Annotated in this window: 28 protein-coding genes; 13 read left to right on the top strand and 15 right to left on the bottom strand. The window is 49.7% G+C overall.

Features of this window, described 5'->3' with window-relative positions:
- Nucleotides 1–14 precede the first annotated feature (14 nt).
- Entirely contained in the window at nt 15–1,073 is a 1,059-nt protein-coding gene (degS, locus tag IO95_RS05285) for an outer membrane-stress sensor serine endopeptidase DegS (protein WP_023490506.1), read from the top strand.
- A gap of 54 nt (nt 1,074–1,127) precedes the next feature.
- Here degS and murA read toward each other — a convergent pair whose 3' ends face one another.
- The 7 genes from murA to mlaF form a co-directional block, all read right to left on the bottom strand.
- Complete coding sequence (gene murA / locus IO95_RS05280) at nt 1,128–2,387, bottom strand: UDP-N-acetylglucosamine 1-carboxyvinyltransferase (protein ID WP_023490505.1); 1,260 nt, start codon at nt 2,385–2,387, stop codon at nt 1,128–1,130.
- A 52-nt stretch (nt 2,388–2,439) separates the two neighbouring features.
- A complete protein-coding gene (gene ibaG / locus IO95_RS05275; RefSeq protein WP_037384164.1) occupies nt 2,440–2,694 on the bottom strand; it encodes a BolA family iron metabolism protein IbaG in 255 nt (84 codons plus the stop codon).
- A 241-nt stretch (nt 2,695–2,935) separates the two neighbouring features.
- The gene (mlaB, locus tag IO95_RS05270; protein ID WP_023490503.1) at nt 2,936–3,238 is read right to left on the bottom strand and encodes a lipid asymmetry maintenance protein MlaB; all 303 of its coding nucleotides are present in this window, start codon (nt 3,236–3,238) and stop codon (nt 2,936–2,938) included.
- Nucleotides 3,238–3,867, bottom strand: coding sequence for a phospholipid-binding protein MlaC (gene mlaC / locus IO95_RS05265; RefSeq protein ID WP_023490502.1), 630 nt, complete (start codon nt 3,865–3,867; stop codon nt 3,238–3,240). The genes mlaB and mlaC overlap by 1 nt, the downstream gene beginning before the upstream one ends.
- Nucleotides 3,868–3,884: 17 nt before the next feature.
- On the bottom strand, nt 3,885–4,430 hold the full coding sequence (mlaD, locus tag IO95_RS05260; protein WP_023490501.1) for an outer membrane lipid asymmetry maintenance protein MlaD: 546 nt from the start codon (nt 4,428–4,430) through the stop codon (nt 3,885–3,887).
- A 4-nt stretch (nt 4,431–4,434) separates the two neighbouring features.
- Nucleotides 4,435–5,217, bottom strand: a complete 783-nt coding sequence (gene mlaE, locus IO95_RS05255) for a lipid asymmetry maintenance ABC transporter permease subunit MlaE (protein WP_023490500.1) — start codon at nt 5,215–5,217, stop codon at nt 4,435–4,437.
- 4 nt (nt 5,218–5,221) lie between these two features.
- On the bottom strand, nt 5,222–6,037 hold the full coding sequence (gene mlaF / locus IO95_RS05250; RefSeq protein WP_023490499.1) for a phospholipid ABC transporter ATP-binding protein MlaF: 816 nt from the start codon (nt 6,035–6,037) through the stop codon (nt 5,222–5,224).
- A gap of 485 nt (nt 6,038–6,522) precedes the next feature.
- On the opposite strand from mlaF, the gene IO95_RS05245 reads away from it, so the two are divergent.
- From IO95_RS05245 to IO95_RS05190, 12 genes are all read left to right on the top strand, one after another.
- Nucleotides 6,523–7,509 carry a calcium/sodium antiporter gene (locus IO95_RS05245; protein WP_023490498.1) on the top strand — a complete coding sequence of 329 codons (987 nt, stop codon included), beginning with the start codon at nt 6,523–6,525 and terminating at the stop codon, nt 7,507–7,509.
- A 64-nt stretch (nt 7,510–7,573) separates the two neighbouring features.
- Nucleotides 7,574–8,560, top strand: coding sequence for an arabinose-5-phosphate isomerase KdsD (gene kdsD, locus IO95_RS05240; RefSeq protein ID WP_023490497.1), 987 nt, complete (start codon nt 7,574–7,576; stop codon nt 8,558–8,560).
- A gap of 17 nt (nt 8,561–8,577) precedes the next feature.
- Nucleotides 8,578–9,132 carry a 3-deoxy-manno-octulosonate-8-phosphatase KdsC gene (gene kdsC / locus IO95_RS05235; RefSeq protein WP_023490496.1) on the top strand — a complete coding sequence of 185 codons (555 nt, stop codon included), beginning with the start codon at nt 8,578–8,580 and terminating at the stop codon, nt 9,130–9,132.
- Nucleotides 9,129–9,707, top strand: a complete 579-nt coding sequence (gene lptC, locus IO95_RS05230; protein ID WP_037384161.1) for an LPS export ABC transporter periplasmic protein LptC — start codon at nt 9,129–9,131, stop codon at nt 9,705–9,707. The genes kdsC and lptC overlap by 4 nt, the downstream gene beginning before the upstream one ends.
- Nucleotides 9,676–10,215, top strand: a complete 540-nt coding sequence (lptA, locus tag IO95_RS05225; RefSeq protein WP_023491990.1) for a lipopolysaccharide ABC transporter substrate-binding protein LptA — start codon at nt 9,676–9,678, stop codon at nt 10,213–10,215. Before lptC ends, lptA begins: the two co-directional genes overlap by 32 nt.
- Before the next feature lie 6 nt (nt 10,216–10,221).
- Nucleotides 10,222–10,947 (top strand): LPS export ABC transporter ATP-binding protein, encoded by a 726-nt coding sequence (gene lptB, locus IO95_RS05220; RefSeq protein WP_023491991.1) that lies wholly within the window; start codon nt 10,222–10,224, stop codon nt 10,945–10,947.
- Between the two features lie 51 nt (nt 10,948–10,998).
- Nucleotides 10,999–12,435 (top strand): RNA polymerase factor sigma-54, encoded by a 1,437-nt coding sequence (gene rpoN / locus IO95_RS05215; protein ID WP_037384158.1) that lies wholly within the window; start codon nt 10,999–11,001, stop codon nt 12,433–12,435.
- Between the two features lie 23 nt (nt 12,436–12,458).
- Nucleotides 12,459–12,746, top strand: a complete 288-nt coding sequence (gene hpf / locus IO95_RS05210; protein ID WP_023489730.1) for a ribosome hibernation promoting factor — start codon at nt 12,459–12,461, stop codon at nt 12,744–12,746.
- Nucleotides 12,747–12,953: 207 nt separating this feature from the next.
- On the top strand, nt 12,954–13,415 hold the full coding sequence (gene ptsN, locus IO95_RS05205) for a PTS IIA-like nitrogen regulatory protein PtsN (protein WP_152554902.1): 462 nt from the start codon (nt 12,954–12,956) through the stop codon (nt 13,413–13,415).
- Nucleotides 13,416–13,511: 96 nt separating this feature from the next.
- The gene (rapZ, locus tag IO95_RS05200) at nt 13,512–14,366 is read left to right on the top strand and encodes an RNase adapter RapZ (RefSeq protein WP_023489728.1); all 855 of its coding nucleotides are present in this window, start codon (nt 13,512–13,514) and stop codon (nt 14,364–14,366) included.
- Entirely contained in the window at nt 14,363–14,635 is a 273-nt protein-coding gene (gene npr / locus IO95_RS05195) for a PTS phosphocarrier protein NPr (RefSeq protein WP_023489727.1), read from the top strand. The genes rapZ and npr overlap by 4 nt, the downstream gene beginning before the upstream one ends.
- An 86-nt stretch (nt 14,636–14,721) precedes the next feature.
- Nucleotides 14,722–15,849: an iron-containing alcohol dehydrogenase gene (locus IO95_RS05190; protein ID WP_023489726.1), complete on the top strand. Its 1,128-nt coding sequence runs from the start codon at nt 14,722–14,724 to the stop codon at nt 15,847–15,849.
- 164 nt (nt 15,850–16,013) lie between these two features.
- Here IO95_RS05190 and IO95_RS05185 read toward each other — a convergent pair whose 3' ends face one another.
- The 8 genes from IO95_RS05185 to IO95_RS05150 all read right to left on the bottom strand — a co-directional run bounded on the left by IO95_RS05185 (nt 16,014) and on the right by IO95_RS05150 (nt 23,241).
- The gene (locus tag IO95_RS05185) at nt 16,014–17,930 is read right to left on the bottom strand and encodes a transcription antiterminator (protein ID WP_037384155.1); all 1,917 of its coding nucleotides are present in this window, start codon (nt 17,928–17,930) and stop codon (nt 16,014–16,016) included.
- A 97-nt stretch (nt 17,931–18,027) separates the two neighbouring features.
- Nucleotides 18,028–18,768, bottom strand: coding sequence for a KDGP aldolase family protein (locus tag IO95_RS05180; RefSeq protein WP_023489804.1), 741 nt, complete (start codon nt 18,766–18,768; stop codon nt 18,028–18,030).
- Nucleotides 18,765–19,883, bottom strand: coding sequence for a DgaE family pyridoxal phosphate-dependent ammonia lyase (locus IO95_RS05175; protein ID WP_023489803.1), 1,119 nt, complete (start codon nt 19,881–19,883; stop codon nt 18,765–18,767). Before IO95_RS05175 ends, IO95_RS05180 begins: the two co-directional genes overlap by 4 nt.
- Nucleotides 19,867–21,006, bottom strand: coding sequence for an amidohydrolase/deacetylase family metallohydrolase (locus IO95_RS05170; RefSeq protein ID WP_023489802.1), 1,140 nt, complete (start codon nt 21,004–21,006; stop codon nt 19,867–19,869). Before IO95_RS05170 ends, IO95_RS05175 begins: the two co-directional genes overlap by 17 nt.
- A 48-nt stretch (nt 21,007–21,054) precedes the next feature.
- On the bottom strand, nt 21,055–21,705 hold the full coding sequence (locus IO95_RS05165) for a DUF4310 family protein (RefSeq protein ID WP_023489801.1): 651 nt from the start codon (nt 21,703–21,705) through the stop codon (nt 21,055–21,057).
- Between the two features lie 11 nt (nt 21,706–21,716).
- Nucleotides 21,717–22,493, bottom strand: coding sequence for a DUF4311 domain-containing protein (locus IO95_RS05160; protein WP_037384152.1), 777 nt, complete (start codon nt 22,491–22,493; stop codon nt 21,717–21,719).
- A gap of 86 nt (nt 22,494–22,579) precedes the next feature.
- Complete coding sequence (locus tag IO95_RS05155) at nt 22,580–22,876, bottom strand: DUF4312 family protein (RefSeq protein WP_023489799.1); 297 nt, start codon at nt 22,874–22,876, stop codon at nt 22,580–22,582.
- A complete protein-coding gene (locus IO95_RS05150; protein ID WP_037384149.1) occupies nt 22,876–23,241 on the bottom strand; it encodes a glycine-rich SFCGS family protein in 366 nt (121 codons plus the stop codon). The genes IO95_RS05155 and IO95_RS05150 overlap by 1 nt, the downstream gene beginning before the upstream one ends.
- Nucleotides 23,242–23,253: the final 12 nt, after the last annotated feature.

Genomic DNA, 23,253 nt, shown 5'->3' with positions numbered 1-23,253 from the left:
TGCACTGAAACTCCATGTTTGCTAAGTTATTACGTTCTATTGTTGTTGGTTTGATTGTCGCTGGCCTGTTGCTGGCGGTCATGCCCGTGTTGCGTTCTTCCAGCAATCTATTTACCAGCAAATCTGAGAGTACCAGTGATGAAATCCCCCTTAGCTTCAATGCGGGTGTGCGTCGCGCAGCCCCGGCAGTGGTTAATATTTATAATCGCAATATAAGTGGAGCAACTAATCTGCTTTCGCTGGGTTCCGGTGTGATTATGAATGATCGCGGCTATATCATCACCAATCGTCATGTAATCAAAGATGCCCAGCAAATCACCGCCGTGTTGCAGGACGGTCGTCGCTATGAAGCGTTATTAGTGGGTGCAGACAGCTTAACCGACTTGGCGGTATTAAAGATCGATCCAGGTAATTTACCGGTTATCCCTATCAACAAGGCGCGTCCAGCCCATGTTGGTGATGTTGTCCTGGCGATAGGCAACCCCTATAACCTGGGACAGACGGTAACTCAAGGCATCCTCAGCGCTACTGGCCGAGTCAGTTTGAGTACCACTGGTCGGCAAACTTTTCTGCAAACCGATGCTTCAATTAACCGCGGCAATTCTGGTGGTGCCTTGGTGAACTCACTGGGTGAGTTAATGGGCATCAATACGCTGACTTACGATAAAGTTACTAATGGTGAGACTCCGGAAGGATTAGGTTTTGCGATACCGGTGGAACTGGCAACCAAAATTATGGATAAGCTGATTCGCGATGGTCGGGTGATTCGTGGGTATTTTGGTATTCAAGGGAAGGACATCATTCCCGCTCGCCCCACCAATAGCAATATTCAACATCTGCAAGGGATCATTGTGACAGAGCTTGCAGCTGATGGTCCAGCAGCCAGAGCAGGGTTTCATATTAACGACATCATCATCAACGTAAATAACAAACCCGCGATCTCCGTATTGGAAACCATGGACCAAGTGGCAGAGATCCGCCCGGGTACCGAGATCCCGGTAGTGGTATTGCGTGATGGTCAGCGTATGACATTGACTATGACGGTGGGGGAGTTCCCGGAAGATAATACTTAAACGTTTGTTTGTTGCATCGGGGCATGTGGGTGAGCCCCGATCATGACAAATCTATTACTCGCCTTTTATGCGCTCGATATTGGCACCCAACGCACGCAGTTTGTCTTCAATACGTTCGTAGCCACGATCAATATGATAGATACGATCAACAATCGTCACGCCTTGTGCAATACAACCAGCCAATACCAGACTGGCGGAAGCACGCAAATCCGTTGCCATTACTTGCGCACCTGAAAGTTGCTCTACGCCATGGCAGATCACGGTATTGCTTTCTATTTCGGCGATGGCCCCCATACGGATCAACTCAGGAACGTGCATAAAACGGTTCTCGAAAATGGTCTCGGTGATCACGCCGGTTCCTTCTGCCACTAGATTCAGCAAGCTAAACTGTGCCTGCATGTCGGTGGGGAAACCAGGATGTGGGGCTGTGCGTATGGTCACCGCTTTGGGGCGTTTGCCATGCATGTCCAGGCTGATCCAGTCTTCACCGATCTCAATATCAGCGCCTGCCTCACGCAGTTTGGCTAACACTGCATCCAGTGTATCTGGACGGGTATTGCGGCACAGCACTTTACCACCGGAGACAGCAGCGGCAACCAGGAAGGTACCGGTTTCAATGCGGTCTGGCAGCACACGATAAACCCCACCACCCAGGCGTTCAACACCCTCAATAGTGATTCTATCGGTGCCTGCACCACTGATTTTGGCACCCAGCGTATTGAGGAAGTTGGCAGTATCAACAATTTCCGGTTCACGGGCCGCATTCTCAATAATGGTGGTGCCTGTCGCTAAGGTTGCCGCGCTCATGATGGTGACGGTGGCACCTACGCTGACTTTGTCCATAACGATATGTGCGCCTTTCAAGCGACCTTCCACCGAAGCCTTGACGTACCCTTCTTCCAGCTTGATTTCAGCACCCAGTTGTTCTAGGCCGGTGATATGTAAATCAACCGGGCGAGCGCCGATAGCACAGCCGCCAGGTAGCGATACCTGACCACGGCCAAAACGTGCTACCAATGGCCCCAGAGCCCAGATCGAGGCCCGCATGGTTTTTACCAGGTCATACGGCGCACAAAATTCATTGACTTGGCTGGCATCAACAAACACTGAGCCGTTACGCTTGGTTTTGGTACCTAGCTGGTTGAGTAGTTTGAGGGTGGTATCGATGTCCTTGAGTTTCGGGACATTCTGCAGCTCAACGGGCTCTTCTGCCAGCAGGGCGGCAAACAGGATCGGCAGGGCAGCATTTTTTGCCCCGGAAATGGTGACTTCACCACGAAGACAGGTTCGACCCTGCACACGAAATTTATCCATTTGACTACTCTCTATTATCTATTCTGAGCTGCCTGCCTAGCGGCAAACAGCCTTAAAATCCGTTGAGTTTGCGATCCCGCTTCCACTCTTCAGGGGTGTACGTTTTGATGGATAAAGCATGAATACTATTATCCGCAATGTACTCCATCAGCGGTGCATAGATGGCTTGCTGTTTTTTGACACGGCTCATGGTGGCGAACTGTTCGCTCACTGCAACCACCTGAAAGTGGCTACCATCGCCAGTAACATGGACTTCATCCAGTGCCAATGCGTTCATCAGCACCTCTTCAATTTTGCTATTTTCCATAGTATTCGGTTCTGTATAGTATTGAGTTTTGTATAGTATCGAGTTTTGTATAGTGTTCAGTTCGGTATTGGCCCTGAGATCAGCCAATTGACCCTATGTCCGTCGTTATTTAAGCAGCAGGGTTATGGCGCGGCTCCCGGGGATTTCCTTCGGGAGCCGGGCAAGAGCTGTTTAAAAACGCTTAATGTTTTTGTTGCAACGTGCATAAACCTGGCGTAACTCACTGTAAGCAGAAACAGCGCTAATGAGTGGTTTCAACGGGAATGATCTGTTGTAAATTGTAGAGATTGATCAGTGTTTGTAACCGTTCAGTGATCCCCAAAATTTTCAATTCAACCCCTTGCAGGTGCTGTTGCTGGCGTAAGTGCAACAATAATGCCAAGCCACAGGAGTCGACTCGTTGTAGTTGAGCCACATCAATGGCGGTTTTATCCGCCAACAGTATCTCACGTTGTTGCCAGAGTGGCAGTAACGTTTCACGATCAAGCTCGCCTCGCAACACTAAAGTTTGCTGTTGTGACATCCAGCTTAATGCTTCAGCCATCAGCTTTTCCGATCCAGCGTAATGGGCTGTTTAGCTGCCGCTTGCAGTTGCTGAGTCAGTCCCTCAATCCCTTTAAGACGTAACGTTGCGGCCCATTCATTCTGCTTAGTGGTGATCATACTCACCCCTTCGGCAATCATATCATAGGCCTGCCAATAGCCGGTCTTGCTGTTCTTTCGCCATTGGAAATCCAGACGTACCGGGGGACGCCCTCCGTTATCAATGATAGTCACACGGATGGCAATAATATCGGCATTATCCACGGGCTGCTGGCGATCAATCTGGTAGGTTTGATTTTCATACATCGCCAGTGCCTGACCATAGGCCTGTTCCAGATACGCTTGGAAAGCGGTGAAATAGGCTTCACGCTGTGCTGGGGTGGCATCTTTATAATAACGCCCCAAAACCAGAGCACCTGCGTACTTAATTTGAACAAACGGCATTAACTCTTCACGTACGATAGCACGCAGGTAATTAGGATCCTGCTTGATCTTTGCTTGCTCGTTTGTCAGGCGAGTGAAGGTTTTCGCCGCAGCATCTTGCATCAAGCTATAAGGATTAGTTTGGTCAACTGCGTTAGCCAGCGGCGCAACCATCAACAAAGCAATCATCAGTAAACGTTTAAACATCCAGTTGTCCTCTATTATTAATGAATGTTAGCGGGTGGAGGAGGGGCATTAGTTGCCGGTTCCGTTACTGTATCCGGCTTATCGCTACTTGCCGGGGTATTACTTTTGTACAGGAACTGGCCGATTAAATCCTCCAGAACTATAGCTGACTTGGTGTCTTGAAGCGTCCCACCATCCTGCAAGATGCTGGTGCCCATCTCAGGGTCTTCAAAACCTACGTTCAGTGCCAGATATTGCTCACCCAACAGACCGGAAGTACGAATGGCCAACGAACTGGTATCCGGGATCTGGTTGTAGCGGGTTTGAATATCCAGTGCCACGAGAGGGGTATAGGTTTTCGGGTTGAGAGAGATATCCGCTACCCGGCCAACCACTACCCCACCAATTTTCACGGGAGAACGCACTTTCAAACCACCAATATTATCGAATGTGGCGTAAATGCGGTAGGTCGGTTCATTACCGATCGATTTGATATTCGCCACCTGGAGACAAAGGAAGACGATAGCACACAGTGCCACTAGCATGAACGCACCAACCCAGATTTCACTCTTCTTCGTTTGCATTGTATCAATTCCCAAACATCAGTGCCGTCAGCACAAAGTCCAATCCCAACACCGCCAGTGACGAATGTACTACGGTACGTGTCGTTGCCCGACTAATTCCTTCAGAAGTCGGTATCGCATCATAGCCATTGAAAATCGCAATCCAGGTCACGGTAATCGCAAACACCACACTCTTAATCAGACAGTTGAGTAAATCTTTACGCCATTCAACCGCCTCTTGCATGGCTGACCAGAAGAAACCACTGTCGATCCCTTTCCAATCGACACCGACGATGGAGCCTCCCCAGATACCGACAGCCACAAAAATCATTGTCAGTAGCGGCATGCTGATCAGGCCAGCCCAAAAACGTGGAGCCACAATACGCCGGAGTGGGTCAACGGCCATCATTTCCAGGCTGGAGATCTGCTCAGTGGCTTTCATTAAGCCAATTTCAGCCGTTAGTGCAGAGCCTGCACGGCCAGCGAACAACAGGGCGGTAACCACTGGCCCCAGTTCACGCAGTAACGATAATGCCACCATCATACCCAGACTGGCTTCTGCGCTATAGGTGGTCAGTACCAAATAGCCTTGCAGCCCTAAAACCATGCCGATAAAGACACCGGAAACCATGATGATCAACAGTGATTGAACGCCAACGCTATACAGCTGTTTAAGCAACAGCGGCCACTGTCGGCGTGGCTCGGGGCGACCGACCAGTGCGTGAAACAGCATCAGTCCGGCGCGTCCCAAAGAGGCACTGGTATTGATGCCACGACGTCCTAATGACGCCAACGCCTGTAAAAACATGAGGTTATTTTCTCCCTTCCCCTAAAAGTTCGCTCAGATAATCACCTGCGGGGTAACGGAATGGCACAGGCCCATCAGCAATACCATCCAGAAATTGACGTACACGGGGGTCTGGATTGCTTTGCAATTGCTGTGGTGATCCTTCGGCAATCACATGGTGGTCCGCGACGATATAAGCGTAATCTGCAATACTTAACACTTCCGGTACATCATGTGAGACCACGATACAGGTGACGCCTAGCGCATGATTCAGTTCCGCGATCAGTTTCACTAATACTCCCATGGTGATGGGATCCTGACCAACGAAAGGTTCATCGAACATGATCATTTCTGGATCCAACGCGATAGCCCGAGCTAGGGCTGCACGCCGTGCCATACCACCGGAAAGTTCATTAGGCATCAGATCTGCCGCGCCACGTAGCCCAACTGCCTCTAACTTCATCATGACTGTGCTGCGCAGAATCGGTTCCGGCAGACAACTATGCTCACGCAGCGGGAACGCGACGTTTTCAAATACGGTCAGGTCGGTAAATAGTGCCCCGGATTGAAATAACATGCTCATCTTTTTGCGCGATTCATAGAGTTGATGGCGGGATAAGGCGGGAATGTTGTCACCATCAAACCAGATTTCACCACTGTCAGGAACCAGTTGGCCACCGATCAAACGCAGCAGTGTTGTTTTACCGATACCGGATGGCCCCATGATGGCCGTTACCTTACCACGAGGAACGGTCAGATTGATGTCTTCAAATATCAGCCGATCGCCACGTGAAAAACACATATTGCGCACTTCGACCACATTCTCTGCCTTCTGATACATGTTTGTTGATCCTGTACAGGTCATGTTTGCCAAATCACTGGGTGCCAGCAAAGCAATATATCTTGTTCCCCGGCAAATTGCAGGAGGGTAAACTCGTTTGCCGCGTTACTTGGCTCAATTGAGGCCTCAGCCACCAGTGGCCAGTGCTATCGCTGTTAAAAAACGCCTGGCGTTTTGTCCTGAAGCGAGCTGTCATCCTGTTATGCGCACGATGGACTCTATTTTTACAAAAAAATAGCGCTATTTCGCTACCCATGATGTCATTAGTTTTACTTTTTGTCCCCAGACGGTCAAAATTAAGCAATAACGCAAAATAATCAAATTGTTTAACTTTTCGCCATTTAACACCTCTGTTGCTCGATCATTGCTGACGATGAGCAGTAAATAATCGGGTTATTACGGTATTGGTACCCAAATTGATTCAAGCGACAGCCAACGCATCTGAGACTTGAAGAGTGGCAAGTATACCCAATAAAGGACGCTGAATGTTTTTCGCGGTAGTGTTGTTAATTGTTGGTTTATTTTTATTGGTGTATGGGGCAGATAGGTTGGTGTATGGCGCGGCGGTCATCAGCCGTTCCCTGGGTGTCCCACCACTGATTATTGGCATGACTATTGTCGGTATCGGTACTTCGTTGCCGGAATTGCTCGTTTCGGTCACTGCTGCGTTGAATGGGCAGCCAGATATGGCTGTCGGTAACGTTTTAGGGTCGAATATCGTCAATATCTTATTGATTGTTGGGGGTGCAGCGCTTATCCATCCTTTGGCTGTACATTCTGAGGTATTGCGGCGTGAACTGCCGTTGCTGTTAGCGGTCACACTGTTATGTGGCTTTGTCCTGATGAATCATACCCTGAGTCGGTTGGATGGCGTGGTGTTGTTGCTTGCAGCGGCGGGATTTATCCTGCTGATGCTGAAAATCGCCAGGTTGGCGCAGCGCGAGGGCAACGATAGACTGACAGTAGAACAACTGTCAGAGTTGCCACAAGATAGCAGCAGTACCGTCGCGATACTCTGGTTGATTCTGGCCTTTGTTATCCTGCCACTGTCGTCAAAAATGGTGATTGATAATGCCACAGTGATTGCGCATTACTTTGATATGAGTGAATTGGTGGTTGGCCTGACCGTGGTGGCGATTGGTACCAGCCTACCTGAACTGGCGACATCTATCGCCGGTGCATTAAAAGGCGAAGATGATATGGCCGTCGGTAATATCATCGGGTCAAATATTTTTAACACCGTCATTGTGTTGGGTATCCCGGCGCTGTTGTCACCGGGCAGTATTGATCCTGCGGCTTTCCAGCGCGATTACTGGGTGATGTTGACCGCCAGCATGTTGCTTACCGTCCTTTGTATTGGTCGCAAACATCGTATCGGTCATCTGGCGGGGGCTCTGTTATTATGTGGATTTATTACGTATCTTGCAGTGCTGTTTTTCAACCCTTTCAGTTCATATGGCTTTGTCCTATAGCACCAAGAGAGAGCCAATACCGCCGTTCCTGACGGATAGCGGGTAAAAATCGATGGGAATGTGTATGTCATCTATCCAGTTGCAACCAGGTTTTGATTTTCAGCAGGCCGGCAAAGAAGTACTACAAATTGAACGCGAAGGTCTGGCTCAACTTGAGCAGTATATTGATGGGGATTTTACCCGCGCTTGTGAAGCGATTGCCGGATGCAGTGGTAAAGTGGTGGTGATGGGGATAGGCAAATCCGGCCATATTGGCAACAAAATTGCCGCTACCTTGGCCAGTACCGGCACTCCGGCGTTTTTTGTACACCCGGCGGAAGCCAGCCACGGTGATCTTGGCATGGTCTCAGCACAGGACATTGTGTTGGCTATCTCTAATTCCGGTGAGTCTAATGAGATTCTGGCATTGATTCCGGTCTTAAAACGCCTGCAGATCCGGCTAATTTGCATGACCAGCAACCCGGAAAGTGCCATGGGTAAAGCTGCCGATGTCCACCTTTGCATCAAGATCCCGCAGGAAGCTTGTCCGCTGGGTTTGGCACCCACCACCAGTACCACCGCCACGCTGGTGATGGGGGATGCTTTGGCAGTCGCATTGCTGAAAGCCCGTGGGTTTACGCCGGAGGATTTTGCCTTGTCTCATCCAGGTGGGGCTTTAGGGCGTCGTCTGTTGTTACGCGTTAGTGATATTATGCACACCGGTGATGAGATGCCACACGTCAGTGCAGAAGCTTCCTTGCGAGATGCCTTGCTGGAAATTACGCGTAAAAATATGGGTATGACTGCTGTCTGCAATGACCTGATGAAAATTGCTGGTATCTTTACTGATGGTGACTTACGTCGGGTGTTCGATATGGGTATTGATCTCAACAATGCCAAGATCGCTGATGTCATGACCTCAGGGGGTATTCGAGTGCGGCCAAACATGTTGGCGGTTGATGCGCTTAACCTGATGCAACAACGCCATATTACTGCAGTGCTGGTTGCTGATGGCGACCAATTGCTGGGTGTGGTACATATGCATGATATGCTGCGTGCTGGCGTCGTTTAATACAAGGAACGAACTGAATGAGTTTGGTTGAAACCTGCTACGGGCCGGTAACTGAAGACGTAATGGCGCGTGCCGGTAAGATCCGTATGCTGATTTGTGATGTTGACGGTGTACTATCAGATGGTTTTATCTATATGGGCAACCAGGGTGAAGAGCTGAAAGTCTTCAATGTGCGCGATGGCTACGGTATCCGCTGCCTGAAAACATCCGGTATCGAAGTGGCTATCATTACAGGTCGCTCAGCTAAATTGTTGGAAGACCGGGCAAAAACGCTGGATATTACACACCTGTATCAAGGGCAGTCCGATAAGCTTTTGGCCTTCCGGGAACTGTTGGATAAACTATCAATGGTGCCGGAAGAGATTGCTTATATTGGCGATGATCTGATCGACTGGCCGGTCATGGCCCAGGTAGGGTTGGCAGTGGCGGTGGCGGATGCTCATCCTCTGCTGTTGCCGCGGGCTCATTATGTCACCCGCATTGCGGGTGGGCGTGGGGCCGTTCGTGAATTGTGCGATTTGATCCTTCTGGCCCAAAATAAGCTGGAGGGCGCCAAAGGGCTGTCGATATGAGTAGAGCCAAATTGGGTATCACCCTTATTTTATTGGTGATTGTGCTGGCGTTGATCGGCTGGAATATGACTGAGGTTAGCCATGACAGTGGCACCATGCCGGTCAATAATCAGATGCCGACTTATCAGAGTCAACATACGGTGACGGTGGTTTATAACCCAGAAGGTAAGTTGAGCTATAAACTGGTGGCAGAAGAGGTTAATCATTACACCGAGGATGAAGTAACCTGGTTTACTCAACCGGTGATGACGTTATTTGATACTAATGCGCTGGCTACTTGGTCAGTACGTGCAGATCGTGCCAAGTTGACCAAAGATCGTATGCTGTATCTGTATGGTAACGTTGAGGTGAACAGTTTGACGACGACCTCGCAATTGGAAAAAATCAAAACAGATAATGCTCAGATTAATCTGATAACCCAAGATGTTTCTTCCGATGATGAAGTGACGCTGTTCGGGGCGAATTTTACCTCTAACGGAATGAGAATGCGTGGCAATCTGCGGGAAAAAACCGCTGAGCTGATTGATAAGGTTAAGACCAACTATGAAATTCCAAGTAAAAACACAACTCCGTAATCTATTGATCGTCAGCCTGGTTTTAACCGCCAGCACGTCAGCATTAGCGTTGAAATCTGACGCTGATCAACCGATCAACATCAATTCGTTGAAACAGTCACTGGATATGCAAACCAATGTCAGCACCTTTACTGATGAGGTGGTGATCAGGCAAGGGACGATTGAGATCAAAGCCGATAAAGTGGTGGTGACTCGTCCTGACGGTGATCAGAACAAAACCTTTATTGAGGCGTTCGGTAACCCCGTCACCTTCCAGCAGATGCAGGACGATGGCAAACTGGTGAAAGGCCATGCGCAGAAAGTGCGTTATGATGTTGCAATCCAATTGGTGACACTGACGGGTAATGCTTTCCTTGAACAGCTTGACAGCAACGTTCAGGGGGATCGTATTACATACCTGGTGCAGCAACAACAGATGCAGGCGTTTAGCGATAAAGGCCGACGCGTGACCACCGTGTTGGTCCCATCACAGTTGCAAGACAAAAACGCTCAAAAGAAGAGTAACTAATCATCTATGGCAACACTCATCGCAGAAAATCTGGCGAAAGCCTATAAAGGCCGTAAAGTCGTTGAAGACGTCAGTCTGAAAGTGAAATCTGGCGAAATTGTCGGTCTATTAGGGCCAAATGGTGCAGGTAAAACCACCACATTTTATATGGTGGTCGGTATCGTTCAGCGTGATGCCGGGCGCATTGTGATCGATGACGAAGACATCAGTATTTTGCCGCTGCATGCTCGTGCCCGCCGTGGCATTGGCTACCTGCCTCAGGAAGCCTCAATCTTTCGTCGATTGAGTGTTTACAATAATTTGATGGCGGTGTTAGAGATCCGCTCTGACCTCACACATGAGCAGCGCGATGATCGCGCCGTTGAGTTGATGGAAGAGTTCCATATCTCTCATCTGCGTGACAACCTGGGCCAGTCACTCTCCGGTGGTGAACGCCGCCGGGTGGAGATAGCCCGGGCACTGGCTGCTAATCCCAAATTTATCTTGCTGGATGAACCTTTTGCGGGTGTTGACCCGATTTCTGTTATCGATATCAAAAAGATTATCGAGCACCTGCGCGACAGTGGCTTGGGCGTATTGATTACTGATCACAACGTGCGTGAAACGTTAGACGTCTGTGAACATGCTTATATCGTCAGCCAGGGCAAACTGATTGCGCATGGTACGCCGGACGTTATTTTAGCGGATGAACAGGTGAAGCGCGTTTATCTGGGCGAAGAGTTCCGCCTTTAGATTGCAGTCGTCCGTCCACAGTTCGCTGCTAATGGAAATAAACAGAAGATTATGAAGCAAGGTTTGCAACTCAGGTTGAGCCAACAGCTGGCGATGACCCCTCAACTACAACAGGCGATACGCTTGTTGCAGCTGTCTACGCTTGAGCTTCAGCAGGAGATTCAACAGGCGTTAGAGAGCAACCCGCTGCTTGAACAGTTTGAGGATCAGCATCAGGAAATTGATGCTAAAGAAACCGTCGATACTGAAGAGATGGATACCAGCACGGCGCTGGAGCAAAAGGAGATGCCCGAGGAGTTGCCGCTGGATGCCACTTGGGATGAAATCTATACGGCGGGCACCCCGTCTGGTACCGGTACCGATTATCGTGATGATGAATTGCCGGTCTATCAGGGGGAGACCACACAAACCTTGCAGGACTACCTGATGTGGCAGGTGGAACTGACGCCGTTCTCTGATACTGATGCCGCGATTGCTACTGCGATTGTTGATGCTGTTGACGATACCGGTTATCTCACCGTATCGCTGGACGATATTCTCGAGAGTATTGGTGATGATAATGTGGCGATGGATGAGATTGAGGCGGTATTGAAGCGCGTACAGCGTTTTGACCCAGTCGGCGTCGCCGCTCGTGATCTGCGTGACTGCCTGCTGATCCAGTTGTCGCAATATGCTAAAGAGACCCCCTATCTTGAACAAGCCCGGTTGATCATCAGTGAACATTTAGATTTACTGGCTAATCATGACTTTCGTAGCTTGATGCGAACAACTCGGCTAAAAGAAGATACACTAAAAGAGGTGATGGTGTTGATCCAGTCTCTTGAGCCGCGGCCAGGGCAGTCGATCAACACCGGCGAGTCAGAGTATGTAATCCCTGATGTGCTGGTGCGTAAGGGGCAAGACCAATGGTTGGTGGAACTTAATACAGATAGTATTCCACGTCTGAAAATCAACCAGCACTACGCGGCAATGGGCAACAGTGTACGTAATGATGCAGATGGCCAGTTTATACGCAGCAATCTGCAAGAAGCGAAATGGCTGATTAAAAGCTTGGAAAGCCGGAACGAAACACTGCTCAAGGTGACACGTTGTATTGTTGAGCAGCAGCAGGCGTTTTTTGAACAGGGCGACGAGTTTATGAAACCCATGGTACTGGCGGATATCGCTCAGGCTGTGGAGATGCATGAATCGACAATATCGCGCGTGACGACGCAGAAGTTTCTGCACAGTCCGCGTGGTGTTTTCGAGTTGAAATATTTCTTCTCCAGTCATGTGAATACCGATAGTGGCGGTGAAGCCTCTTCAACGGCAATCCGGGCGTTAGTGAAGAAATTAATTGCGGCGGAAAATCCCGCTAAGCCGCTTAGCGACAGCAAACTGGCTACAATGCTTTCCAAACAAGGGATCATGGTAGCTCGGCGTACTGTCGCCAAGTATCGAGAGTCTTTGTCCATCCCGCCGTCTAATCAACGTAAAAAGTTGGTTTGACCTCAATAGAGAAGGAAGACATTATGCAGCTCAACATTACCGGACACCACATCGAAATCACCGAACCTATGCGTGAGTTCGTCAATAATAAATTTGCCAAACTCGAACAGTATTTTGACCACATCAATCAGGTGTATGTCGTACTCAGTGTGGAAAAGGTGCAGCAGATTGCGGAAGCAACGGTGCATGTGAATGGCGGCGAGTTGCACGCCTCTTCGGAAAAAGAAGATATGTACGCCGCGATTGATTGCCTGATCGACAAATTGGCGCGTCAATTGAACAAACATAAAGACAAACTAAAACAATACTGACATTCTGGGCTACCACCGTCGTATGCGGTGGTGGCCCATATCGTAGCTGAGTTGGCTACATAACGACCATCGGCACCTTATCTACTACAACGGCTGGTGCTGATAAGCCATCAGGGTTAAATAGGCGAAAACTGTTTTATCACCGCAATCAAGTTCACTTTTTTACTGATAAGAGCGCGGAGTGAGGCAGTTTTAAGTGAAAATAAGATGAACAACGAAATAATGCAATTAAGCTCGGTGCTAAACATCGAGTGCACCAAAAGCTCGGTACACTGCACCAGCAAGAAGCGAGCTTTGGAGATTATCAGTGAATTGGCCGCGACTCAGCTTAACCTGCCTTCACAGGTGGTTTTTGATGCGGTTCTCACGCGGGAACGAATGGGCAGCACAGGGATCGGTAATGGTATCGCCATCCCGCATGGCAAACTGGAGGAAGACACGTTGCGAGCGGTAGGTGTTTTCATCCGTCTTGACCAACCTATTGCCTTTGATGCCATTGATAATCAACCGGTGGATCTACTTTTTGCATTACTGGTCCCGGCGGATCAATGTAAAACTCATTTGCATACTTTGTCGCTGGTCGCCAAACGATTGGCTGATAAAACGGTGTGTCGCCGCTTGCGGACGGCGCAAAGTGATGAAGAACTGTACCAGATTATCACCGAGTAAACATAGGCAGAGACTTCCTGTATGGAAAGCGCCTGTATTGTTTATTAAACCTAACCGTGGTGTTACCACCACGCTAATGTCAGGGAGAGTTGCCACATGGTGCTGATGATAGTCAGCGGCCGTTCCGGTTCTGGAAAATCTGTCGCCTTGCGGGCGCTGGAAGACATGGGTTTTTACTGCGTTGATAACCTGCCAGTGGTACTGCTGCCACAGCTTGCCCAAACATTGGCTGAGCGCAATAGTTCTGCCGCGGTGAGTATTGACGTGCGTAATATGCCGGAATCGCCGGAAGTTTTTGAGTATGCGATGACTCAGTTGCCAGAGAGCTTCTCGCCGCAACTCCTTTTCCTCGATGCTGATCGTAACACCTTGATCCGTCGTTACAGTGATACTCGTCGTCTGCACCCACTCTCGGCTAAAAACCTGTCATTGGAAAGTGCCATTGATGAAGAAAATGATCTGCTGGAGCCATTACGTTCGCGCGCTGATCTGATCATTGATACTTCTGAAATGTCAGTTCACGAGTTGGCTGAGATGCTGCGTACCCGCCTGTTAGGTAAGCGTGAGCGGGAACTGACGATGGTATTTGAATCCTTTGGCTTCAAGCATGGCATTCCTATCGATGCGGATTATGTATTTGATGTGCGTTTTCTACCCAACCCGCATTGGGATCCCAAACTGCGGCCGATGACCGGTCTGGATAAACCGGTGGCGGCGTTTCTTGATCGTCATACGGAAGTTCACAATTTTATCTATCAGACGCGCAGCTATCTGGAACAGTGGTTGCCGATGTTAGAGACCAATAATCGTAGCTATTTGACTGTAGCGATTGGTTGTACCGGGGGTAAGCACCGTTCGGTTTATGTGGCGGAACAACTGGCGGATTATTTTCGTTCGCGCGGTAAGAATGTGCAGTCACGTCACCGCACGCTGGAAAAGCGTAAGCAATGACGGTCAGGCAAACGGTAGAGATCAAAAACCGCTTGGGGATGCATGCGCGGCCTGCCATGAAGTTGTTTGAGTTAGTGCAGAGCTTTGATGCCGAAGTGTTATTACGTAATGACAGTGGGACAGAGGCAGAGGCCAGCAGCGTGATTGCGCTGCTGATGTTGGACTCTGCTCAGGGTCGCCATATTGAGATCGAAGCCAGCGGGCCAGAGGAACAGCAGGCCTTGGCGGCGGTCATTGAACTGTTTAATTCCGGTTTTGATGAAGATTAACCTCCGTTATCAATGTTTGCTCTTTGTTGTTTATCTCTGATATTGACTTCTAGAGCTTGAGGTATGACAGGTATAAGGTGACGAACATGGCTTCAAGCCTGATGATTACCAACCGGCAAACCTGGTTTGGTCATGGCACTATCCAGCGTTTGATTCCGTTGCTGCGCAGTGAGCCGCAGCCAACATTACTTTTCACCTGCCGTTCATTTCTTAATGGGCCTATTTATGGCTCATTGGCGGATACACTGGCACCATGCTTAGTCGGTAGTGAGATTGTCGCTCATGAAGCCTCACCCCAGGAGATCGACCAATGGGTTACGCGCTGGCGTGGAAAAGTGCAGCGCGTGGTGGCCATTGGTGGCGGGAGCGTGCTTGATGCTGCCAAGGCGTTCTCTGCGCTGATCGAACATCCTTTACCGACCCTACGTTATATGGAGAAGGTCGGGGATAGCCAAATCAGTGGTGCCACATTGCCATTAATCGCCGTTCCTACCACCGCCGGTACCGGGAGTGAGGTCACGCAAAATGCGGTGATTACCGATACCGAGATCAGCAAAGTGAAAGCCTCTTTGCGGCACGCCAATTTTGTCCCCCAAGTGGCGATCCTTGACCCCGAACTGTTAACAGGGACACCAGATAACCTATTGGCCTGTTGTGGCATTGATGCTTTCACGCATCTGTTGGAGTCTTATCTCTCTGACAAGGCCAGTAACTGGTCTCGAGAGATGTCGCTGGTGGGTATGCGTCACTTTCTGTCGGCCTGGCCTGATCTGAATCGGAGTGATAAAGCCCGAGAGGCGATGATGCAGGCTTCCTATCTTGGTGGTTTGACGCTGAGCATGGCAGGGTTGGGGGTGATCCATGGTATTGCTGGCGAGATCGGCGCCCTGCGAGATTATCACCATGGGCAGGTGTGTGGGCGTTTACTGCTACCTTTTCTTGAACTGCTGGCTGAAAGTGCACACCCGCAACAGCGCCTGTTAATGGCGGAGCTGGCCTTGCGATTGTTTCCACAACAGCAGGGTGCTCCAGAACGTTACCTGAGTGACTTTATCACCCGCCATGCCATTGCTCCTTTCTGGCAGCAGGCCCTTCCTCTCAGCCAACAGGCGTTTGCCACGGTATTGGAGAGATCCAACAGTAAAAATTCCTGGGTGACTTATTCCACAGAACAAAGAGCGCTGATGATTGAACGGGCGTTTCTGGTTGAATGACAATAAATATAATTAAGGTAGAGCGAACATGAGTCTGATTAACTGGATACTGGTGGGTATTGTGCTGGGCCTGCTCATTGGGGCGTTGATCAAGGTGTTGAGCAATAAGAAGGAGAAATAAGGCCAGCAGTTTTCTCCTTTATTCCCTAAGCGTATCGAGTGGCTTAAATTCGGCTCAGGCAGTCTAGGGCAACGGCTTTAAAACATTCGAAATTATCGCTGCCCAACAAGCGGGTCATCGAACGTTCACGCACAAAGGTGACAAACAAATCATAGATTGCCATGGCTTCTTCATAATCATCTTTGCTGATCGCCAGCAGGAAAATGACATGAGCCACTTCTCCTTCCCCCCAAGAGATCCCTTGAGGGGCCAGCAAGGTGACCACCACGGTTTTTTTTGCCAGTAGCCCCAGAGAGTGTGGTAAGGCAATCCCTTCCCCTAACAGAGTAGAAACGATGGCTTCTCGTTCGACTACCGAAGGGTAAAAATCACTGCCAACATAGCCTTCTTGCTCTAACTGAGAACAAACCTTGGTAAACAACTGTTGTTGAGAAAGCGGTTCATCAATAACCATGAAATGGTCGGCATCGAAGAACTTTTCCAGCATATAGGGTCTGGTACGATCCACCAGGACCAGCTTACCTAGCTGTTCTAACTGATATTCTGTAGGGAATGGCGACATCACGACAATCGGTTTGTTCTTTTCATTGATACGGGCATTGGAAATAATAAAATCCTCTTCAATATGGTTGAGAATCTCATAATCGCGCAGTGAAATGGTGCGTGTGATCACCAGTTGCGGATATTTGCGTGCGATTTGAGCCTGGATCATCCGTATCGTCGAGTTACCGGTATCGCATACCAACATCACTTGTGGATGGCGTTCGTAACCAATGTTGTAGTGCCGCTCAAGACCGACACCGATATGCAGCACCAGATAGCCGATTTCGTTTTCGCTCAAGGTATAAGGCGTGTGTTTACCCCAACTGGAGATGGCCGCCAGTGTCACATCATAGGCCATGGGATAATGCTGCTTAATATTTGCCAACAGCGGATTGGGGATGTTGATCTGGTATTTCACCCGGGTGATCATGGTTTTGATATGGGTGAGCAGGTCTGCCCGTAATTGCTTATCGCCTTGTAGGTTGTAGTTATAGTGCGAGTTGATATAGGAGAGAATGTAATCTCCCAACGCCTCTTCATCATCCGCATTGATTTTGCTGGGTTGTACATTTTGTACCTGCCTGGCGGCAATATTGACGCGCAAATAGGCTTCTTCCGCTGAGGAGATCGCCTTGCCCGCGGCGTTGCGCAGTTCACCAGCCAGCCAGGTTGATGCTTTACGTACCGCTTCGTCGCCGTCTTCCACCTCAAATTCTTGGAGTGGATAGCCATCGATGATGCGCCGTAGCGCAACGGCACAATAGAAAATCAGGTATTGTTCGCCTTCATCTGTCAGGCGGATAGCGTATTGGGACAGCAAGGGATGTAGTGAGCTGGCAAAGGTAGCGACTTGCGGTTGGTGAAGGATGTTATTGTTCAGCAAGGGGCTTTCCGCATCGGTCAGATGCAACTGAAACAGCAGGTTGGTCAGGCAGGCACGGATCGCCATTTCTGAACCAAACAACTTCATGCCATAGCGTGGTTTGGTCTCAATGGTTAATTGGTAATGTGCCAGCCGTTCTCTCACCTCAGCCATATCGTTTTGCAGCGTACCGCGGCTAACAAACCATTCATCGGCCAGATCCTCCAGCTTCATCGAGAAAGCTGAGGTCAGAAAACGGATCAACAGATAATTTACTCGCTCTTGTGCGCTGCGCGGAGTGGCCTGCTTTTTGTGCTTTTTCTGTTGCAAGGCACTAAACAGGGTTTCATCGTCTACCTGTAGACGATAGCCAGCGCCACGGCTATGCACAAAGTGTGCGCCGTAGTTTTTCAGTATCTCGTTTAGCGCCGTGATATCCGTGCGTACTGTGCGGGTAGAGACGGCAAAACGCTTTGCCAACTCTTCCTGAGGTAACACCTCGGACTGCAAGGCATCAAACAGGTACGCCAGGCGTGGATAGGGGAACCTTACCATTCTATTTCCGTTATCAATGAGCCTGCCTAACGGTGTCAGGCAGGCAATGGTGTGACTGCATTGCTATACAAGTTATGTCTTGTCGTACCGCTGATGTTTACCCTAGCAGTTTTTTGCTGATTTCCAACAAAGTTTTAACATCCTGAGGGCGGGTATTGCCAGTGGTGGAATCAATGATTGAACTGTAGATGTGCGGGATCACCTGCTTGACACCCGCTTGCAGCGCAATCTCAAGGATGGGCTCAAAGTTTTCCAGGTCAATACCACCAGTAGGTTCCAGCATAAAGTCATGTTCGGCACAAGCTTTTGCCACGTACTGGTATTCGTCCTGGTGTTTCAAACCGCCCATAGGGAAATATTTAATCGAACTGCCTCCCATATCTTTCAGTAACGCAATGGCAGTTTCCACGGGTACGATGCCATCCGCCGACAGTGCACTTAATGGCCCGGTTGAAATCTTGACCCAACCCACGCGACCAGTGGGTGAAACCAGGCCGTTAACCACCGTGTCACTTTGCCCAAGCAGAGCGCGGCTGGTACCCACACCGGTAAACACCTGGTTGACATGCTGTGGTTGAACCTGTTGAGCGATCAGGCTGACCATCGCTGACTGTTTCGGGTCACCAGCACCCAATCCGATAGAGAGCGCATTGTCAATCAGGCGGGCATAACGGCTCATATCCGCCACGGCGCTGTCCACATCCGGATAGTTTTTGGAAAGTACGCCCACCAGCACATGCCCTTGCGCGGCGTCATAGATTTCCTGCGCATTATCTTTTGACCCTGCTAACACGTTAAGACAAACACGATCTTTATAATAATTCGGTTTCAGTTTCATGCTGATTGCTCCGTAAACAGATTTTTAATGCAGGTAAAAATGGTCATCAATTGCTGTTGGTTAACGCTGCGGACATCCACTTCAATTTTGCCTTCGTTGGCCTTGTAGCCACGGAAATAGATAGCAATATCGCCGGTTTTCAATGCCTGGACGATATCCACGGTGGACATCCCCAGTACCGCTTCATCAAAGGTAATTTCAACTCGGGCGATATCGCGCCCGGCACTGTCCCAGACAGTTTTGGCACTAATGCCATTCAGGGTATTCAACTGGGTAATAAACGGTGTCATCAACTCAACCATTTGCGCGCCAGTGGTTTGTTCAAGCGTCAGATAGCTTTCAATCGCTTGTGTCAGGCCAATAATGCCCTCTTTGCCTACCTTCATGGCACGACCAATACCGTTGGACTGCTGTTTCACCCATTCCACATATTGCTTCTTGCCGATCACCAGACCGCTGGTGGGGCCTTCGATAGCTTTGGCACCACTGTAAATCACCAGGTCTGCGCCCATCTGGTAGTAACACATCAGATCTTCTTCTGCAGCAGCATCGACGATCAGCGGTAGATTATGGTTTCGTGCTACCACGGCGGCCTGCTCAACGGAGAGAATACTTTTTTGCACGCAGTGATGGGACTTCACATACAAAATGGCGGCGGTTTGCGCGGTGATGCAGGCTTCTAGCTGCTCTGGGGAACATTCGTTGGCATAGCCCGCTTCCACCACTTTGCCACCACCGAGTGCCACCATGGTATCTACCGGGGCGCCGAAGTTGACATTATGACCCCGTGGCAACACGATCTCGCGCGGCTCATTGACCGGTGCCGAATGCAGATTGACTAACAGATTGGCGTTATTTTTGACGATCACTGCCGCTACCGATTGGGCGATACCCGCAGACGCACAAGAAACAATCACCGCATCTTCCACATTCAGCAGGTTGGCAATATAGGCCCCAGTCTTATTGACCAGATCTTTGATTTCAAAGTAATGATTCAGGCCGTAGTTTACGGCGTCAATCACCTCCTGGCGTGGTGTAGAAACACCGAGAATGGTCATACGACCCGAAGTATTGATCACCTGCTTTAAATTATATTTTTTATAGATTGAAGACATGAGCCGCTTTTCCTTCATCGGTTAATAGGACTTCACCAGCCACAATGGCGGCCAGTGGTACCAACAGTTGTTCACCATGGACTGACTCCCCTTCAGAGTCAGCGAACACCTGTGGTGCTGTGTGGATGTCAAAAATGGTCAGGTCGGCATCAAAACCCGGGTGCAGTTGCCCTTTGCTCGTCAACTGTAGTGCTGCGGCGGCATTTTCTGTCACGCAGCGAATCACCTGTTGCAGAGAAAGCCCGATGGTAAAGAATTTTGACATCACGGTTGCCAGGCTATGCACTGGGCCAGCCATGCGGTTACGGCAGTAAATATCGGAACTGATAGTGTGCGGAAGGATCCCCAGTGCGATGGCCTGCCGGGCAACCTCAAAACTGAAACTGGCGCTACCGTGACCTACATCCAGCAAGACGCCACGTTTTAATGCACGCTCGATGGAGGCGCGTAACTTGCCTGCGGGAGTCAGAATACGGTTTGGTTTGCCGTTGTAGCAGTGAGTAATGATGTCACCTTGGGTCAGCAAATCGGCAATTTCATCCAGATCGGGCGGATTGTTGCCAATATGCACCATCAGTGGCAATGAGTGATTCTCCTGCTGGATCTCTTTTGCCATCACCAGCGGTTTGATACCGTTCTGACCCACGACGCTGTTACTCATGCGCGCTTTGATGCCAATAACGAAACCGCTCTTGTCATTGATGGCCTTGTTGACCTGTTCCTTATTGATATCCGTTATATCGGCCAGTTCATTTTGTCTTAACAGGCCGATACGGGAGATATTGAGGAAGGCAAAAACGTTGGTTTTAGCACTGCGTGTCAGGGCATAAAACTCATCAATGTCATCAGTTCCTGTACTACCGGCATCGACTACCGAAGTGACACCGGCTGCCACGCCAACGCGATCCGGCTCATCATGATAAATCGGTGAGGAGGGATAACAGTGTACGTGGCTATCGATCCAGCCAGCGCTCAGGCGATAAATGCCCGCCAGATCCAGTAACTTGTGAGCGTGAGCGTCTTCAGGCAGTTGCCCTATAGTGGCGATTTTACCCCCCACAATAGCTACATCGGCCAAGGTGTCATCCACCAGTCTGGCGCGCCGAATGATGAGGTCATACATACGAGGTACTCCTTTCCCCCTGGGCGGTGAGCCAGGGGGAAATTAAGATTAAGAAATAGCTACCGGGAAAATCGCCCCTAATATCATGGCACCCAAGATGGCTCCACCGGTGATAGGTTTACCCCAGATGTAAAACAGCAGTGCGCCGAGCAAAGAACCGACACCAATGGGAATTGACGCGGCCATGGCAGACAAGATGATCAACGGCCCAAGGAAACGCCCGGAGGAGTTACCCGCACCCATCATCACGTCGGCGCCGTAGGTTGAGTTACTCTGGTTGATGGTGAACTTACGGGCGAGAATAATCAGATAACCGATCGCCAGGCCAATCACTAAGCCCGTTACCAGCGATGCAGCAAAGTTGGCAACGGGAAAAACAATGCCTGCACCTAATAACAGTGCGGGGACACCAAGCCCCACCCCGGTCTGGATCGCACCACCGATATCCAGAATACCCACCAGTGAACCTTCGATGATGCGGGCAAACAGGAAGCTGGCACCGAACGCCGCCACTGCACCGTAAACCCCGGTATCCATCCCAGCGCGCAGCATGGAAACAAAAGCCACTTCGTTAAACGCGCCAATACCGTACAGGTAATACATATGTGTACCGGCGAACACGCCAGATGAGAGTAGGCCAACAAAAATCGGAAATGACCAGTCGGCATACCAGAAGCCTTTTTGAGTCTGTGCTTCCATGAGTTAGCTCCTTATTTACCGCTCAGGGTATTGTGAATGGCGTCCAGCCAGCCAGGGATGCCCAGACTGAAGGATTGCAGCAGTTTGATATCAAAGCCACGGAAGAAACCGCTCAGCACGAACAGCAGGACAATCACCGCCATCATGATTTTGGTCACTTTATTCCAGCCGCTTTCTTCCACACCTTTACCGATCAGGATCCCTAACACCAGGCCGGGAACCGCGTTACCCATGATTAACTGTGCCAAACCACCGAAAATAGTGCCCCAGAAACCCGAGCGTTTACCGGCTTCGATGGCCGCCAGCCAGAAGATCACCGGCATTACGGTATTGACCAGCAGGTTAGCCGCAGGTACCAAAACTTTGATTGCGGTGACCTGCAAAGCGGCAGGGACTGCTGAAGCCGTGGTGTTGAGGAACGCCACCACCAAAATGCCAATAATGCCGCAGGCAATGGCCATTTTTTTCGGGTCGTGCAGTGTTTCTGCCACATTACGGTTCTTGATCATCAAGGCCGCGGCACCCCAGTTGGGAATAATGCGGTGGTCAACATCCTGCGTGAAGGCACCCGCCGCCACAGACGATGCCCAGGCGTTGAAGAAGAAACCAAGACCAAAAGAGAAGTGAGATGCAGGGTCTCCTTCGCAGGAGTTCAGCTCACCCAAGGTGCGGAAAGCACCCATACCCTGTGTCGTCGGGGCATGGAACATACGTGCGGCACCGGCTCCTACGCCGACACCTACCAGCCCGCCGATAATAATCGACTTAAATAAGATGATTAGAAACATCATAATACCCTTTTTATGTTATATCCCCTGGAACTTATAAGTGGTGTCAATGGTTCATAACTTAAGTGATTAGGGGAATAACGTTTTTATTTTGTGACAAAGACCACCTGTTCCGTATTGATGATGGTGACAGTCACGGTTATTTCCAAAGAAACGCTATAGCTTTTCCTTTCACGCGGTAGAAAGAAGAAAAGAAATTTTTCTCTGGTTGTTTTTTCTTCCGCTTTTAATATGCTGACGTCCTGCGGCTCAATGCGCAGCAGAATATTATTGGTGGATTTTAAAATCGCACCCTGCACATTCGCTAATGCAGAGGCAAAGGCTTTTGCTTTAGTATCGCCTTTTCCCTCCACCTTGACTGACGTTGTGTAGAGCTCTTTCATCATGCATTGCCATATTTTTTGATGTAGGCTTCTACCAAGCGCTGGCCTAACTCCTCTTTATCCATAAAGCCAAAGCCTAATACGTTATAGCCCTCATTAATTGCCGTGACGCCTTCTTCAACAGAGCGCATGCCATATTTCGCTTTATAGCCATATTTATTCTGGGCAGTAATGGCTCCGGCTCCGCCACTACCACAGAAGGAAATACCCAATTGGGCGTTTTCTGCTTTCATCACATCACCCAGTTTCATATCTGCCGCCATACCAGGGATTACGATGGCTTTGGCCCCCGCATTTTCGATGCCCAGGCCTACTTTTTGCCCTTTACCCAGACGGTCGCCGATAACTACTGTGATTTGTGTCATGGTGTATTCTCC

It is taken from the genome of Serratia sp. DD3 (genome assembly GCF_000496755.2).
Note: the sequence above shows the minus strand (reverse complement) of the source record. Positions and strands in the feature narration are given on the sequence as shown.